Origin of the sequence: uncultured Acetobacterium sp., from assembly GCF_927416815.1 — a bacterium.
Lineage (GTDB): Bacteria > Bacillota > Clostridia > Eubacteriales > Eubacteriaceae > Acetobacterium.
The window spans coordinates 1-16,199 of record NZ_CAKMJU010000010.1; the positions used below are offsets into that span (position 1 = coordinate 1).

Sequence of the window (16,199 nt, forward strand, 5' to 3'; positions counted from 1 at the left end):
ACAAAAGCCACCTCATCACAAAGCGGCCTTTATTGTATCAAAATCTATATTCTTATTTGGTGGAGGCGGTGGGAGTCGAACCCACGTCCGAAAATCCATTCACAGGAGCTTCTCCGAGTGCAGTCATTGTTTATTTTCTTATTCCCCTCTTTCTCCAATGACATAGAAAAAGAGGAACCAGCCTCTTGATCGTTAATGGTGCGAGGCACTACCAAAAACGGTTCCCTGCTTCAATGAACGCCGAAACCCAAAACCACAGGTTGAGATGGGAGGCGTGCAGCATTAATTATGCTGCGAAGTCTTAGTATTAAACTTTAGAGCGAATTACGCTGCTAAAGCTAACCCGTAACTTTTTTCTGTTTTTGCGTTTATATTTATGTGCCACTTTTTACGATGATCAGCAACATCGACTCGCTACTCAAGCTTCAAAACCCCCGTCGAAACCAGTACGCCCCCAAATAATTAACTAGCCACTATGCCGCATACTCTTTTGAATCCGTCGGTCGGAGTCCCGCTCGGCGATGGCGTGACGCTTATCATAAAGCTTCTTGCCTTTGGCCAGCGCCAGTTCCATTTTAACCCGGCCATCCTTAAAGTAAAGCGTCAGTGGTACCAGAGTGTAGCCTTCCCGCTGCTTCAGCCCGATCAGTTTTCTAATCTGCTGTTTATGCATCAGGAGCTTACGGATGCGCAAGGGGTCTTTATTGTAGATATTCCCCTGTTCATAAGGATCAATATGCATCTGATAAACGAAAATCTCACCGTTGTAGATATCGGCAAAACTTTCCTTGAGGCTGACTTTTCCGCCACGGATTGATTTCACTTCCGTCCCGGATAAAACCAGACCCACCTCAAAGGTATCTTCGATGGCAAAATCATGACGTGCTTTTCTGTTTTTGGCCACAATTTTAATATTTTCTCCCATGCGCAACTCCTCTGTTCTTAGCTAGTTTTTTATTATAGCATAGTTTTCTTAATTATTCAACAGGTTCAAAATCGATTTGTTTGGAACTCACGTCAGCCTTGGCTACTTTTATTCTAATTTCCTGGCCCAGTCTAAATATTTTGCCGCGATGCTCGCCAATATGCTGATGCAGTTCCGGATCATAATTGTAAAAGTCATCCTTTAAATCCTGGAGCCGCACTAAACCTTCGATGGTATTTTCCAGTTCGACAAAAAAGCCGAAGGAGGTGACGCCACTGATCCGGCCGCTAAATTCTTCACCCAGGTGCCTAGTCATGTACTCGGTCATCTTCAGCTTGGTAATTTCGCGCTCGATGTTTTCAGCCCGGCGCTCGGTTTCGGAGGCATGGCTGGCTACCGATTCAAGATTTTTTTCCAGATACTCAAGCGACTTTTTATTGATTTTTCCGGTTATCGCCTTGGCCAGATAGCGGTGGACAATCAGATCCGGATAACGCCGGATCGGCGAGGTGAAGTGGGTGTAAAAGCTTGCCCCGAGGGCATAGTGACCGAGATTATGACCTTCATAAACAGCCTGCTGCATGGTTCTAAGCATCAGTAAGGTGATCACCCGTTCTTCATTTTTGCCGGCGATGTCGGCGACCAGTTGCTGGAAATCGTGACCCGTTGGTACCGTGTCATCATTTTTTCCCAACTTAAAGCCGTAGCGATTAATGAAGGTACGAAAGGCCGCCAGCTTATCGGGATGGGGTTCGGGATGGTTTCTAAAAATAAAGGGTGCATCCAGTTTGGAGACATGCTCGGCAATGGTTTCATTGCAGGCCAGCATAAACTCTTCGATAATCCGGTGGGAGACTAGCCGCTCGTCAATGATGATCTCTGCAGGGAAACCCTGTTGATCCAAGATAATCTTGGCTTCGGGAAAATCAAAATTGATGGCACCGCGGTTTAAACGGCGCTTTACCCGCAGAATCTCATGAAGCTCCTCCATCAAGACCAGGTCACTGCGAAAGGGTTTTAAATCAGCTGCTTTGTCAAGCCGATCTTCGAGTATTGCATCGACTTTTTTATAGGTCATCCGGGCTTTGGAACAGATTACTGACTTGAAAATATCATAATCGACCACCTTACCCTTGTCATTAATTTCCATTTCACAGCTGAAGGTCAGCCGGTCTTTGTTGGGCACCAGACTGCAGACATCATTAGAAAGCTTAAAGGGCAGCATCGGTACCACCCGGTCAACCACATAGACACTGGTACCACGTTCTAATGCCGATTTATCAATCTCGCTACCCTGGCGGATATAGTGGCTGACATCAGCAATATGGACGCCCAGGACAAAATTTCCGTTCTTCTTTTTCCGGATCGAGACCGCATCATCATAATCCTTGGCGTCATCGCCATCGATGGTAAAGATTTGCTGGTCTCTCAGGTCCTTGCGTTTTTTTAGTTCATCGGCGCTGACTCGATCATTTAAGAGATTGGTTTCGCGTTCCACATCAGGAGAAAACTCCATTGGGATATCATATCCTTTTAGCACTGACAGGATGTCAATGCCGGGTTCATTCTCACTGCCTAAGATTTCTAAAATTTCGCCTTCCAGGCTTTTTCCAACATCTGACCAGGAGACAATCTGGGTAACCACCTTATCACCATTAACGGCCTTCTTGCCGCGCCGTTCAGGAATAAAAATATCCTTGCAGATGCGGTCGTTATCCGGCACGACAAAGCCGAAGCCCTTGCCTTTTTGATAACGGCCAATGATTTTCTTATGACCGCGGTCGATGATTCCGACCACTTCGCCTTCGGGTCTTTTGTCACCTGGTTTCGAGGTTAAGCGCACCCACACGGTATCCATATCAAGGGCGCCGTGGAGATATTTTTCAGGGATAAAGACATCTTCGGAAAATATCGTATAGTCGGGAATGACAAAGCCAAAGCCGCGCTGATTACCGCGCAAGAGCCCCACAATTTTGGGACAATCATCGGTTTTCTGGTAGCACCCGTTACAATCTTTCTCAACTTTAGCTTTTATTTCTAACTCTTTGAGGACATGAGATAGCATTTGCCGATCCTTCTTTTTTGAAAGTCCGATAAAGTCTGACAATTGATCAAAGGTCATATTCTGATATTTTTTATCATTCATTAAACGTCGTACAATCCGTTTTAATTCTTTGGTTTTCATATTTTCTCCGATCACCTTAAATTTTTTTTCGCAATTGATCAATTACAATCATAACTTCGATAGGGCTCATTTCATTAATCTTCAAGTCCCGAATGACCCCCAGTGCCGCTTCTTCTTCAGCGGTCATCCGTTTGGCTACATCAAAGAAATTCAATTGGTCACCTTTTCCACCATCCAGGATCGGCGGTTCCTTGACTAGCAGTTCCTGCCGGTAGGTATCTTCGCCGGATTCCAGATGTCCCAGAATTTCCTGGGCTCGTCTGATCACGCCAGCGGGAAAACCAGCTAGTTTAGCGACCTCGATGCCATAGCTCTGGTCAGCTGGGCCAGGGATAATTTTTCGCAAGAAGATTACCCCGTCCGGCGTTTCTTTGAGCCGGATGCTATAATTCTTAATCCCCGGTTTTAAGCTTTCAAGTTCCGTCAGCTCGTGGTAATGGGTGGCAAACAAGGTTTTTGCCCCGATGCTGTCGTCATTGTGGAGATATTCGACGACCGCCCAGGCAATGCTGATGCCATCAAAGGTAGAGGTACCGCGGCCGATTTCATCGAGGATCACCAGACTGCGACTACTGGCATTTTTTAAGATATTGGCGACCTCGGTCATTTCCACCATAAAGGTACTCTGGCCGCTGGCCAGATCATCACTGGCCCCGACACGGGTGAAAATCCGATCGACCACCCCGATAGCGGCCGCATCCGCCGGCACAAAGGAACCAATCTGAGCCATCAAGGTAATGATCGCGACCTGGCGGATAAAGGTCGACTTCCCGGCCATATTGGGTCCGGTAATAATCAGCATCCGCTGGTCATCCTGATTGAGACGACAATCATTGCCAATAAAATGATTGGTGCCAATCATATCCTCAACCACCGGATGACGGCCATTCTGAATCAGCAGGGTTTTATCGGTGGTAATTTCCGGACAGACGTAGCGATTTTGCAAGGCCACGGAAGCCAGCGAATAGATGGCGTCGAGTTCAGCCACTTGCCGGGCTTTGTCCTGAATTCGCGGGATTTCGGCCAGCAGGCCGTCGCGAATTTCCAAAAACACCTGAGTTTCACAGCGAAGCAAACCCTCTTGGGCACCAAGAATCTTGTTTTCCATTTCCTTAAGTTCCGGCGTAAAATAGCGCTCGGCATTGGCCAGGGTCTGTTTGCGGATATAGTCCTCTGGTACCTGGTCAAAATTACTTTTGGTTATTTCTATAAAATACCCAAAAACGCGATTATATTTCACTTTCAGGTTTTTTATTCCGGTGCGTTCGCGTTCCCGGCACTCCAGATCACGGATCCAGTCCTGACCCTTCTCGGCGGCCTCGCGAAATTCGTCGATTTCCTGATGATAGCCACTTTTAATCACGTGGCCGTCTTTAAGCACTAGTGGTGCCTGGTCATCGATCGATTTTTCAATCTGCGTCCAAATATCGGTGAGTAGGTCAGTGGGATCAAACAGGCTAGCCAGTTGTTCTGAGTCCAATAGCGCCACAAAATCGCGGATCAGCGGCAGCGCCCCTAGCGACTGCTTGAGTGCCAGCAAATCGCGGGGATTGATGGTCCCAAAGGCCAGCTTACCACAGAGCCGTTCCAGATCATAGACCTTGGTCATGATCGTTTTAAAAGTCGGCAACTGGGCAGCATTATGATAAAAAGCGGCGACACCAGCCTGACGCTGTAGAATCGCATCGCGATTTAGTAGCGGTGCCTCGACCCAACGGCGCAGGGTGCGGCCGCCCATGGCGGTGACGGTTTTGTCCAGCACCCCCAGCAGGCTACCCTTTTTTTCGAGGGTTCTGAGGGTTTGGGTCAACTCGAGATTGCGCCGCGTCGATAAATCCAGCACCATATAATCGCGGCTATTATAATAGCGGATCGTTTTAATATGGGTCAGCGCCCGTTTTTGGGTTTCATCGAGATAAAGCAGCAGTGCCCCGGCGGCGGCAATGGCATGTTCACGACGCTCTAGATCGAGGGCGCCGAGGGCAAAGACCTTAAACTGATCAGTAATCCGTTTACTGCCGCTTTTAACCGAAAAATATTTTTCCGGATAAAGACTGGCCAAAATCCCAAAAGTATTTTCGATCATTGCCAGTGCCTGGTTATCTTTAAACAGCGCCGAATTGAGGATCACCTCGGCTGGTAATAAGCGGCCGATTTCGTCGGACAGGTGGGACAGCCATTGTTCCCGGCTTTTGGCTTCAATTTGGGTAACATAAAAATCCCCAGTAGAGACATCCAGGCTGGCCAGTCCCAACTGGTTGTTTTCCAGAAAGAGTGCCATCAGGTAATTGTTTTTTTTTGATTCCAGCAATTTACCTTCCGAAATTGTGCCCGGTGAAATCACCCGGATAATTTCCCGACGGACAATCCCTTTGGCTTCTTTGGGGTCTTCAACCTGCTCGCAGATTGCCACCTTATAGCCTTTTTCAACCAGCCGGGTGATATAATTCTGAGCGGCATGATGGGGCACCCCGCACATCGGCGCCCGTTCGTCTAAACCGCAGTCACGGCCGGTCAGCGCAATTTCTAACTCCCGCGAGGCCGTTAAGGCATCGTCAAAAAACATTTCATAGAAGTCACCCAGACGAAAGAATAGCAGCGCATCGGGGACCTCCTCATGAAGTTGCAGGTATTGGGTCATCATCGGGGTGAGCTGTGCCATTATTGTCCTCCTGTCTGATTTTTTCGCCATCCAGACTAAAGGTTTTTGCCTGCGTGATCCTTACCATCAACTCGGTACCAATGTCTTTCTGGTCACCTGCAAAATTGACGACCTTACCAGTGCGGGTTCGTCCGGTCAGGCGCTCGGGGTTGTTGCGGCTAGTTTCTTCGACTAACACTTGGACCACCTGATCCTGATAGCTTTGATTGATATCATGGCTGATCTGGTGGAGCACTTCGAGGCAGCGGTTGATCCGCTCGTGCTTAACTGAATCGGCAATCTGGTCTGCCATGGTAGCTGCCGGGGTGCCGGTGCGAATCGAATATAAAAAGGTAAAGGCCGAATCAAATTGGCAAAGCTCGATGACTTTGAGGGTTTCTAAAAAGTCCTCCTCAGTTTCGCCGGGAAAACCGACAATAATGTCGGTGGTGATCGCTACCCCGGGGATTTTTTTGCGAATCGCACTGACCCGATCAAGAATATCCTCCTGGCTGTACTTGCGGTTCATTGCTTTTAGCACCCGGGAGCTACCGGATTGGATCGGCAGATGGATATAGTTACAGACATTGTCGCAGGCAGCAATGGCATCGATGACGGCATCGGTGAGATCTTTCGGATGGGAGGTCATAAAGCGGATTCGCGTAAGCTTGTCAATGGTGTTGAGGTCTCGCAGCAAAGCGGCAAAATTAACCGCCTCGCCGAGATCGTTGCCGTAGGAATTGACGTTTTGTCCTAAGAGGGTGATCTCGACACAGCCATCGGCTACCAGGGCTTTTACCTCCTCAATAATCTTATCCGGCTGGCGGCTGACTTCACGACCACGGGTGTAGGGGACAATGCAGTAGGTACAGAAATTGTTGCAGCCATTCATGATCGTGACAAAGCCCTTAAAGGGATATTTACGGTCAACTGGCAGATCTTCGACAATCGTGTCCGAATCGTCCCAGACTTCCACTAACCGATTGCCATTAACCAGATAATTATTGAGCAATTCGGGAAATTGATGGAGATTATGGGTGCCAAAAACCAGGTCTACCTGGGGATACTTGGTGACAATCTGATTGACAATTTCTGGCTGCTGCATCATACAACCGCAAACTGCCAGAATTAAATCGGGATTTTTTTTCTTAACGGTTTTATAGCTGCCAATATTGCCAAAAACCCGTTCATCGGCGTTTTCGCGAACCGAACAGGTGTTAAGAATTACCAGGCCGGCCTTGTTGACGTCCATTTCTTCGACATAGCCCAGCGCCTTTAGCATACCGGATATTTTTTCCGAGTCGTTTTCGTTCATCTGGCATCCGAAGGTAAAAATTCGAAAGCTGCGCGAGGGGTTGTTTAAAATTCGTGTTGCCGATTTTTTTTTGCTCATGCTATTTTGTTTCTCCTAAGATTTGACTAAATATTGTTGTTATTTTATACTGTTAAACTTCGATAGCGCTTTTAGAGATCTAATTCATCCTCATTGGGAACATAGTGGTTGTAATCAATGGTAATAACGGCGTGGTAGGTCGGATTTATTTTATAAATTTCATTGGCTATCATCAGGGTCAGTTCCTCATCGCTCCACTCAACATCAAAGGGAACCACCACATCAAAAATCAAATTGGAGTGGTCAAACCCCCAAACTACCCGAAAATCATGAATGTGAATCTCCGGTGAGATCGCTGCAATGGTCTGTTCGACCTGTTCTTGTAAGGCATTGGTTTTTTCGTCGTTGGTGATAACCGGGTCTAAATGAATAATCAGATGGATATCCAGATCTTTTAAGAAGTCCCGCTCAATCTTGTCAATCACGCTGTGGCTGATCAGGCAGTTGAGTTCGGCAGGAACCTCGCAGTGTACCGAAGCATAGGTTTTGGATTCGCCATAGTTATGGATCATCAAATCATGAAGGCCGATGATATGTTCATATCCGAGAATTTTTGTATAGATCTGATCGACTAATTCTTTGGATGGCGCGGTTCCCAGTAGCGGGCTGATCGTTTCACGAACCAGATTAATGCCGCTGATGATAATAAACACCGCCACCACCACCCCCATATAACCATCCAGATCAAAACCAGTTAAATAGGTGACAATCATGGCGATCAGTACGGCTGAAGTCGCCATGATATCGTTGCGACTATCAATCGCAGTCGCTAACAGGGTCAATGAATTAATCGTCTTGCCGATTTTTCGGTAAAACAAACATTGCCAGAGCTTAATTAAAATCGCAATCAGCAGCACTGCCACGGTGATCATGCTAAACTGCGGCGGTTCCGGACTCAGAATTTTCTCAATCGAACCTTGAATCAGCTGAAGTCCTAAGAAAAGAATTATAAATGAAACGATCAGGCCGGAAATATATTCCATCCGCTGATGACCAAAGGGGTGGTCGGCATCGGCCGGCTTGCCCGACAACTTAAAGCCCAGCAGGGTAACGAGTGATGCGCCAGAATCAGATAGATTATTAACCGCATCGGCGGTAATGGAAATGCTGTTAAACAGCAGGCCAACGATTATTTTGATGATAAAAAGCATTAGGTTAGAGCCAATCCCCATGATGCTGGCCAGTTTGCCGTAGTTCTCCCGAACTCGGGAATTACCGGTATTATGATAGTTTTTTATCAGTTTTTTAATTAAAATATTTGTCACAAGCGCTAACCTTTCTGTCTTAATTTATTTCTTGCAGGCCACAAAGACCCTCAAATGCGACTGAAACTGTCTATTTAGATATTATAACCTAAAATCATTAAATCACAAAACAAAGCGAAAAAAAATCCCGGACTTGCCAGGATTTTTCTATTTTGCTGTTTATTTTAGAACATACTTTAAGGATTCAATGATGCTGTGGGCGGTCAAGGTGCTTTGGCCAAAGCGGCTGGCATAATAATCTCCCGCCTTGCCATGATAAAAGACCCCAGCGCGGGCAGCTTCAAAGAGATTAACATTCTGGCCAGCAATACCGGCAATCATTCCGGCCAGTACGTCGCCGCTGCCGCCGGTCGCCATCCCCGGATTCCCGGTCGAGTTAAACCAGATTTCGCCATTGGTTCCAAAAACCATCGTTCGGTAGCCCTTTAAAACCACGACCACCTGATATTCGGTGGCAAACCGCTGGCCATAACCAATCGGGTCTCTTAGGATATCTTCCCGCGGGACATCGATTAGCTGCGAAAACTCAGCAAAATGGGGGGTGATGACCACTGGCGTTTTGGACTCTTTGAGGGCATCCCCGACAACTGTCAGATGGTGGATGCCGTCGGCATCAATCACTACCGGCAGGCTGCCTTCTAACAAATGCTCTAAAATAAAGCTGTAATTCTTGGCTCGACCAATTCCCGGTCCGATCAAGATCACCTTTTTACGGTCATGCTTAATATCGTCAGCGGTAATATTACAATCATAGGTTTTAATCAGGGCTTCGGCCGGTGCCCGGGCAACTACCGGAATATAAATATCCTGGGGAACATAACAAGTTACCAGGCCACCGCCACTTTTTAAGGCGCCTTCAATGGAAAGAATCCCAGCGCCACTCATACCCTTAGAACCGGCAATCACCACCACCGAACCATAGTCGTATTTATGGGTGTTTTTCTTACGCTTTTGAGGGAATTTTAAATCGCTTTCCTGGGTATAGTATTTTTCATTGGGAATACTGTTTTCATCAATCCCAATATCAATCAGAACGGTATCGCCGGTGTAATCAGGCCCGTCATTGAGCAAACAGCCAGTTTTATAATTCTGAATCACAATCGTCTTATCGGCAAAAATACCATTGCCAAGGGTCAGACCAATATCCCCCCGCAGACCCGATGGGATATCAATGGCAATTATTTTTTTCTCGCATTGATTAATCAGATCAAAAATTCTATGGTAATGCTGTGGTATTTCTTTTTCCACCAGGCCAGTTCCAAAAATTGCATCGATGACCTCGGTAGCACGTTTTAACATCAAACTGAGATCCTCAAGATCCGACTCATCTTGCAGTGTTCGGATCGGGATGTTTTTCTCTTCGAGTCGTTTCAGAGCGATAAGACTGTCCTCAGACAACATTGTTGCTGCTACGGTTAAAAAAAGATGTACGGTGTAGCCATCTTCAATTAATGACCGGCCGATCACCAGTCCATCGCCACCGTTATTGCCTGGTCCGCAAAGAATAATAACCTGGGCATCATCGTCAAGATCTTCCTTAATAATTTCGGCACAGGCATGACCGGCCCGTTCCATCAATAAAACGCTGGGGGTACCTGCTGTAATGGCATGGCGATCCATAATAACCATTTCTTTTGGTGTAACAACCTTCATTTCCTTCCTCTTTTCCTACATGTAAAAATAATCTAAAGATTATTGTCATTATACCAAATAGAAATCTTTTGTAAAGCATAAGACCACGGTTGCCAATTTTGGCGCCGTGGTCTTATTATCGCTTTATCGTAAGGCATCTAATGCTTTGATGGTCTTGGCATCGATTTTTCCGGTTTCGGAAATCCCGTTGGCTTTTTGAAAAGCCATAACTGCCGCTTCGGTGGCATCATCAAAGGATCCCGTGGCTGACTCAGCCGCCAGATAGTTTTGCTTGACTAAAATTTGCTGATAGGTTTGCAGCACCTTGCCGCTATCACCTTTTTCAAATTTAATGTCTTCGGCAACCAGTGAAATAATCGTCGAACGATCGAGCTTGCCGGTTTGTTCGAGACCCTTCATCGCCTGATAGGTTTTTATCGCTGTTTGAACGTCTTCGGTTAATTCATTTGATGGCGAACTGATTAAAAATCCCAGCGAATATAAAATTTGCTGATACTCCAGAATCTCATCATTTTTATCCCCGAGCGTATATTCGGTAATCACAATGGTGGTGCCGTCATCGGTCTTGATTTCAGTTGTTTTCTGATCTTCATCATCTTTATCGGCATTGACGGTCAGGTTTGCCGGCTTCATGCCAACTGCAATCGAGTAAATATCAGAAATGCCATTTTCTTCCATCGAGAGCTGATCAGCCGCCGAATATACATCTTCAATGACAAAGGAGGAGGTTAAAAAGATCAGAAAAAGTGTTAAGACAATATAAAGCACTACATCTTTTAACCGCTTGAAAGGGGTTTGCTTATTCATCAGCCTCACCTGTCCAGTTGTGCCAAACTGCCTGAACATCTTCATTATCATCAAACATATCGATCATTTTCAGCATTTTTTTGATTTCAGTAGGGTCTGTCAGCTCAACTTCAGTCGATGGGATCATCGCAATTTCGGCTGAGGCCAGTTCGTAGCCCTCTTGTTTCAAGGCATCACAGACTTGTCCAAAATCCGCCGGTTCGGCGCTGATTTCGTAGCCTTCGTCAGCGGTTTCAATGTCTTCTGCGCCAGCATCGAGGGCTAACATCATCAGCGCCTCTTCATCAAGGTCATCCGTTTTTTCAATCATGATCTGACCTTTTTTGGTAAACAGGAAGCCAACGCAACCACTGGTACCCAAGTTCCCACCATTCTTATCTAAGGCGTGGCGGACATCACCAGCGGTGCGATTTTTATTATCGGTCAGGGTTTCAACAATCACCGCAACCCCACCTGGTCCGTAACCTTCGTAGGTTATTTCTTCATAGACGCTACCTTGTAATTCGCCGGCACCTTTTTTTACGGCCCGATCGATATTTTCATTGGGCATATTGGCTGCCTTCGCTTTAACGATCGCTTCTTTTAATTTTGCGTTCATTTCCGGATCGCTGCCACCCTCCCGGGATGCCACCGCAATATATTTTGCTAACTTGGTAAAAATTTGACCGCGTTTCGCATCTGCTTTTCCTTTTTTGTGTTTAATAGTTGACCATTTTGAATGTCCAGACATCGACAACCTCCTTGAATATTTATCTTATTTACAATTTGCTATTATAACATATTGTCCTTTTTTCACAAAGATTTTTTTTATTTCTTAAACTTCAGCCTCAATCTTATTGACTTCGGATTCTAATTCTTTTCTCAGCAAGATCAGCTGAATCAGATCTTCCTGAGCAAAAAGATCATCAAAAATCTTTTCGTAATGGGAAGCTTTGCCGCCGTGATTAAGCTTATACAAATGCCCGATATTATCAAGAATACTGGTAACCAGACTCGATTTAAGCCCAAACAGCCGCTGGGCGCTTTGAATTTCCTCACGAATTGATGCCATCTCCCGATCGACATCGTTGACGGCATTGGCAGCGTTAATCAATCGTGCTTTGATCGCTTCAGGAATATTTTCCTTATACTTATAATTTAAGGAATGTTCAATAATCGACCAAAAATTCATCGCCAGGGTACGGATCTGAATCTCTACTAATACCGATTGACTTCCTGACACACAAAAAACAGGGTAACGGATGATCAGATGATAGCTTTTGTAGCCACTGGGCTTCGCTTCACTAAGATAATCCTTTACCTTGACGACTTCCATATCACAATTCGATCTTTTCCGGATCAATTCGACGACCTCGTAAATATCAGCCTCAAACTGACACATAATCCGAATCCCGGCAATATCCTGGATCGTTTCTTCAAGGGCTTCGATATCGACCCCATACTTATTAATTTTTTCGAGAATGCTGGCGACGCTCTTGACCCGACCGTAAACAGACTCAATCGGTGAATATTCGCCAATTTTTTCGTATTGCTCTTTTAAACTTGCAAATTTTAAGACGATCTCATCCACTGCCTGATTATAGGGAATGAGAAACTCCTGCCAATATTTAGTTCCCAAGGACTCTACCTCATCTTATTCATCCCAGAAAATTTACTTCCCTGGTAATTATTTTCCTGCTTCATGCGAGCCTCAAGCTCGTCCTTAATTTTCCACCAGCTGGTATTCCAGTTGGTGATTACCGAATCTTCTTTTGGTGCCCGGCCAATTAGCCGCTGGATCACAATCTGTGGATCGAGATACTCCAGAAACAGGATTGCCCTGTCGATATATTCATCCTTTGTTAGCAGGGTGACTTTTTTTTGCTCATACCACTCTTGTAACAGGGTATTTTTCTCAATGTATAAACTATGACACTTGACAAAATCACTGCCCTGTTGTGATAGCATCAGCGCACCATTGTAAACGTCTTCTTTGTCATCCCAAGGCAAATCCAGAATCATGTGGGTACAACTTAACAGACTGGCTTCTTTGATCCGCCCCATCGCCTGCTGATAATCAGCCAGGGTATGCCCACGGTTAATGATCTTCAGGGTTTCTTCATTGACGGTTTGCAATCCCAGTTCAATGGTAATCTCGATAGCCTGCTCATTTTTGATCGTCTCTAAGAATTTAAGTTGTTCATCGGTGATGCAATCCGGACGAGTAGAAATCGAAATCTCCACGACATCCGGACGGATCGCTTCCCGAATCCATTTGCAAAAATCCGAAAAGTCACAGTAGGTATTGGAAAAACTCTGAAAATAGGCGATAAACTTTTTGGCATGGTAACGTTTGCCGATATAGGCAATATTTCTTTCGAGCTGCTCTGACACCGACAAGAGATCAGACAAGGTTTCGTTGCCCCCGCCTTTAGCCCCGCAATAGACACAGCCGCCGGCTCCTTTTGTGCCATCACGATTCGGACAGCTTACCGGAATATTGATCGGAATCTTATAAACCTTTTCGCCATAGTGTTCCTTAAGCCAAACTGAATAGATATGATACGGATTTTCTGTCATTATTTTTTCCTTAATAAGATTAAACAGACGAACCCGTTTGATTTATAATCAGGTTCGTCTGAAATTTTTTATATTAATTTTGTAACACATTCCGGTAATTCTTCTTTATCACAGCTTAAGCTGATTATAAATTTGATATCATGCTTCTCGTTAATCTGTTGGATTTTCTCGACAATCCGACAAATGTCCGCTGGTGTCTGATAATCAATTAGTCTTAATGTATTATCGATAAAAACATTTTTTACATCATAATTTTCTGCGATAACTCCGCTAATAAAGCCAAACAGTTGATCTACTCCCGCGATGCCAAACTCCTCCAGGTTTGTGAATCTGATTTTAGTATCTACTTTTACTCGATATTTGTCTCTGTCATTTAAAAAAATGATATCCCCTTCGCAGGTCTCCAGTGCAGCGTTTGCCATGTCAATCATCTTCTTAGTTTTTCCGCTTCCTTTTGAACCGTATACAAACTCAATCATTTTAGACACCTCATTTCATATTGATAACTTCATTATAAAGGTAAGTATCAATAATTTCAATCGTTTTTAAAGAAATCAGCATAACATTTCAAAATAATGTGCTATAATAAAAAAAATTAACCTTCAGGAGGTCACCGTTTGAATAGTTCGGATCACTATGAAGCCCTTGTGTCTCTTTTTGATAAGCAGTTAGAATTCGCCCAGAACCTTCAGCGTAAGATTATTCCTTCCCCCGGGTCATTTGTCTCGGATGATTATCATTTTTTTAGTTATCTACGACCTTTTCGAAAAGTTGGCGGTGATTTTTATGATTTTCATTTTCTGGAAAACGGGAAAATCAGCCTTTTAATCGCCGATGCGACCGGCCATGGGATTGATGCCGCGATGATCACCAGCATGATCAAACTCAGTTATTCCTATACCATGAAAGACCCTAGTATTAATCAATCCCCCAGCCTGATCTTAAAACAGATTGAATCAGACATTTGTCAGCAAATGGATAATACCTTTTTTACCGCCATTGCCCTGGTCTTAGATCCAGAAGCTGGGGTTTTGTACTATGCCAATGCCGGTCACCCCGATGCGGTGCTGCTGAGATTCAATCATCAGGTTGAATTGCTCAAACCCAATCTGCCAATGCTGGGTTTACAGCAATTTATGTCGACCATGCACTATTTTGATATGCGCATCAGTTTTACAAGCGGTGACAAACTGCTGCTCTTTACGGATGGACTGGTCGATGCGAAAAACCCCCAAGAGGAAGAGTTTACGATTGAGCGCGTGGTATCGGTCATTAAAGAAAACGCCGATTCTCCGATTAATCTGATCGGCAATCACATCATCGATGCCTGTATTGAATTTAAAGAGGATCTGGCTCCGTCTGATGATATCTGTGTTTTAGGGATTGAAGTTGATGATTAGTTTTCTAATCGAAATTTAATCATTTCTGGCTAAACTAATGGTATGATGTTATTTGGAGACTTTTACAAATCATCTCCAGAAAGGACGGATTACCATGTTAAAACCCAAAAAAATACTAATTTTAACCTGTTCCCACGGGTCTGGCCATAAAATGGTAGCCCAAACCCTTAAAGAAAGCTTCGAATCCCGGGGGCATCTTGTCTCAGTCCAGGATCTTTTCAATGAAACGAATCCGACGCTTAACCGGATGATTGAAAAATCCTATTTGCTTTCTTATTCGATCGGCAGTAGTTTTTACGAACGCGTCTATTACGACGTCGAAGAATATGCCCATAATAAATTTATGTACAACCTCTGGCATCTAACCAGTAAAGCCTTATTAAAAATGATTGCGAAATTCAAGCCGGACTGTATTATTAACACCTACGGCTATACCATTTCCGCAATCCTGAAAAAAGAAAACTATCCGCATATCAAGCTTTTTACGGTCGTCACCGATTTTTGCATTCCCAAGCCCTGGATCCATCAGGACATTGACCGCTATTATGTGGCCTGCGAAAATGTTGAAGCTACGCTGCTAGAGGAAGGGATTCCCCAGGAAAAGATCTTGAAAACCGGAATTCCCCTGCGTGATGCCTTTTATGCCCAGGAAAATCGTAATACCATCGTCAGTAAATACGATCTCGACCCCGATAAAAAAATTCTGATTATCTTTGCCGGAACCTATGGGGTTCTAAAAAACATCAAAGAAATCTGTCAACGTACCGATCAGATGGATAAGCTCCAGACCGTTGTCGTTTGCGGAAAAAATCAGAGTCTGCAACGCGAACTTGAAATGGAAAATTTGGCCAATACTAAGATTTTTGGTTTCGTTCCGGATATTCATGAATTCTATTCGATCGGTGATTTAATGGTGACCAAGCCCGGAGGAATTACGCTTAGCGAGGTAGTAACAAAAAAAATTCCGGTAATCTTATACAATCCCACTCCTGGTCAGGAAGGCGAAAATGCCCAGTGGTTTAAACAGCAGGGTGCGGCCGTTGTCGCCCATAACTTTACCGAGCTGGTGCTGGCCATTGATGCCCTCAAGGATAATGATATCAAACGTTTTTCAATGAAGAACAGTCTTGGCAAGATCTTCAATGGTCATGCTACCAGTCTGATCAGTCAGGATGTTCTAAGCCAATTATATATGCCTGATAACATAACATACTTGACCGAATCGATTTAAGACAGCAAAAGATCGTTTTAAGCAAAATGATTTAATATTGACTTATCAGATCCGTTGAATGTACATTGAAAGTAACTGTTGGCCGAACAGTTGGTCAGCGTAGTAAAATAAATCTCAAGAGATAAATGATTGAAAAGAGG

At 44.7% G+C, this 16,199-nt stretch carries 13 protein-coding genes and 1 other RNA gene; 2 read left to right on the forward strand and 12 right to left on the reverse strand.

Annotation, left to right across the window (positions count from 1 at the left end; translation table 11 throughout):
- Nucleotides 1-57: 57 nt before the first annotated feature.
- The 12 genes from ssrA to QZ998_RS01890 all read right to left on the reverse strand — a co-directional run bounded on the left by ssrA (nucleotide 58) and on the right by QZ998_RS01890 (nucleotide 13,907).
- Nucleotides 58-456, reverse strand: a transfer-messenger RNA (tmRNA) gene (gene ssrA, locus QZ998_RS01835).
- Nucleotides 457-466: 10 nt separating this feature from the next.
- Nucleotides 467-925, reverse strand: coding sequence for an SsrA-binding protein SmpB (gene smpB, locus QZ998_RS01840; RefSeq protein WP_296557539.1), 459 nt, complete (start codon nucleotides 923-925; stop codon nucleotides 467-469).
- A gap of 52 nt (nucleotides 926-977) precedes the next feature.
- Nucleotides 978-3,110 carry a ribonuclease R gene (rnr, locus tag QZ998_RS01845; RefSeq protein ID WP_296557540.1) on the reverse strand — a complete coding sequence of 711 codons (2,133 nt, stop codon included), beginning with the start codon at nucleotides 3,108-3,110 and terminating at the stop codon, nucleotides 978-980.
- Between the two features lie 16 nt (nucleotides 3,111-3,126).
- On the reverse strand, nucleotides 3,127-5,772 hold the full coding sequence (mutS, locus tag QZ998_RS01850) for a DNA mismatch repair protein MutS (protein ID WP_296557541.1): 2,646 nt from the start codon (nucleotides 5,770-5,772) through the stop codon (nucleotides 3,127-3,129).
- Complete coding sequence (miaB, locus tag QZ998_RS01855) at nucleotides 5,726-7,144, reverse strand: tRNA (N6-isopentenyl adenosine(37)-C2)-methylthiotransferase MiaB (protein WP_296557542.1); 1,419 nt, start codon at nucleotides 7,142-7,144, stop codon at nucleotides 5,726-5,728. Before miaB ends, mutS begins: the two co-directional genes overlap by 47 nt.
- 71 nt (nucleotides 7,145-7,215) lie before the next feature.
- Nucleotides 7,216-8,409: a cation diffusion facilitator family transporter gene (locus QZ998_RS01860; protein WP_296557544.1), complete on the reverse strand. Its 1,194-nt coding sequence runs from the start codon at nucleotides 8,407-8,409 to the stop codon at nucleotides 7,216-7,218.
- Between the two features lie 159 nt (nucleotides 8,410-8,568).
- Nucleotides 8,569-10,062: an NAD(P)H-hydrate dehydratase gene (locus QZ998_RS01865; protein ID WP_296557545.1), complete on the reverse strand. Its 1,494-nt coding sequence runs from the start codon at nucleotides 10,060-10,062 to the stop codon at nucleotides 8,569-8,571.
- A 123-nt stretch (nucleotides 10,063-10,185) separates the two neighbouring features.
- Nucleotides 10,186-10,869 (reverse strand): peptidoglycan-binding protein, encoded by a 684-nt coding sequence (locus QZ998_RS01870; RefSeq protein WP_296557547.1) that lies wholly within the window; start codon nucleotides 10,867-10,869, stop codon nucleotides 10,186-10,188.
- Nucleotides 10,862-11,599, reverse strand: a complete 738-nt coding sequence (locus QZ998_RS01875) for a YebC/PmpR family DNA-binding transcriptional regulator (protein WP_296557551.1) — start codon at nucleotides 11,597-11,599, stop codon at nucleotides 10,862-10,864. Before QZ998_RS01875 ends, QZ998_RS01870 begins: the two co-directional genes overlap by 8 nt.
- Before the next feature lie 84 nt (nucleotides 11,600-11,683).
- Nucleotides 11,684-12,487: a GTP pyrophosphokinase family protein gene (locus QZ998_RS01880; protein ID WP_296557552.1), complete on the reverse strand. Its 804-nt coding sequence runs from the start codon at nucleotides 12,485-12,487 to the stop codon at nucleotides 11,684-11,686.
- Between the two features lie 5 nt (nucleotides 12,488-12,492).
- Nucleotides 12,493-13,428 (reverse strand): TIGR01212 family radical SAM protein, encoded by a 936-nt coding sequence (locus QZ998_RS01885; protein ID WP_296557553.1) that lies wholly within the window; start codon nucleotides 13,426-13,428, stop codon nucleotides 12,493-12,495.
- Nucleotides 13,429-13,496: 68 nt separating this feature from the next.
- Nucleotides 13,497-13,907 (reverse strand): hypothetical protein, encoded by a 411-nt coding sequence (locus tag QZ998_RS01890; RefSeq protein WP_296557554.1) that lies wholly within the window; start codon nucleotides 13,905-13,907, stop codon nucleotides 13,497-13,499.
- 138 nt (nucleotides 13,908-14,045) lie between these two features.
- Between QZ998_RS01890 and QZ998_RS01895 the strand changes: the two genes are divergently transcribed.
- Together QZ998_RS01895 and QZ998_RS01900 are read left to right on the forward strand one after the other, a co-directional pair.
- Nucleotides 14,046-14,828, forward strand: a complete 783-nt coding sequence (locus tag QZ998_RS01895) for a PP2C family protein-serine/threonine phosphatase (protein WP_296557555.1) — start codon at nucleotides 14,046-14,048, stop codon at nucleotides 14,826-14,828.
- 94 nt (nucleotides 14,829-14,922) lie between these two features.
- Nucleotides 14,923-16,059 (forward strand): glycosyltransferase, encoded by a 1,137-nt coding sequence (locus QZ998_RS01900; protein WP_296557556.1) that lies wholly within the window; start codon nucleotides 14,923-14,925, stop codon nucleotides 16,057-16,059.
- The last annotated feature ends 140 nt before the right edge of the window (nucleotides 16,060-16,199 follow it).

Bases quoted from the DNA above. Each gene is read 5' to 3' on its own strand.
- smpB (WP_296557539.1), bottom strand. From the start codon at position 925: ATGGGAGAAAATATTAAAATTGTGGCCAAAAACAGAAAAGCACGTCAT.
- rnr (WP_296557540.1), bottom strand. From the start codon at position 3,110: ATGAAAACCAAAGAATTAAAACGGATTGTACGACGTTTAATGAATGAT.
- mutS (WP_296557541.1), bottom strand. From the start codon at position 5,772: ATGGCACAGCTCACCCCGATGATGACCCAATACCTGCAACTTCATGAG.
- miaB (WP_296557542.1), bottom strand. From the start codon at position 7,144: ATGAGCAAAAAAAAATCGGCAACACGAATTTTAAACAACCCCTCGCGC.
- QZ998_RS01865 (WP_296557545.1), bottom strand. From the start codon at position 10,062: ATGAAGGTTGTTACACCAAAAGAAATGGTTATTATGGATCGCCATGCC.
- QZ998_RS01870 (WP_296557547.1), bottom strand. From the start codon at position 10,869: ATGAATAAGCAAACCCCTTTCAAGCGGTTAAAAGATGTAGTGCTTTAT.
- QZ998_RS01875 (WP_296557551.1), bottom strand. From the start codon at position 11,599: ATGTCTGGACATTCAAAATGGTCAACTATTAAACACAAAAAAGGAAAA.
- QZ998_RS01885 (WP_296557553.1), bottom strand. From the start codon at position 13,428: ATGACAGAAAATCCGTATCATATCTATTCAGTTTGGCTTAAGGAACAC.
- QZ998_RS01890 (WP_296557554.1), bottom strand. From the start codon at position 13,907: ATGATTGAGTTTGTATACGGTTCAAAAGGAAGCGGAAAAACTAAGAAG.
- QZ998_RS01900 (WP_296557556.1), top strand. From the start codon at position 14,923: ATGTTAAAACCCAAAAAAATACTAATTTTAACCTGTTCCCACGGGTCT.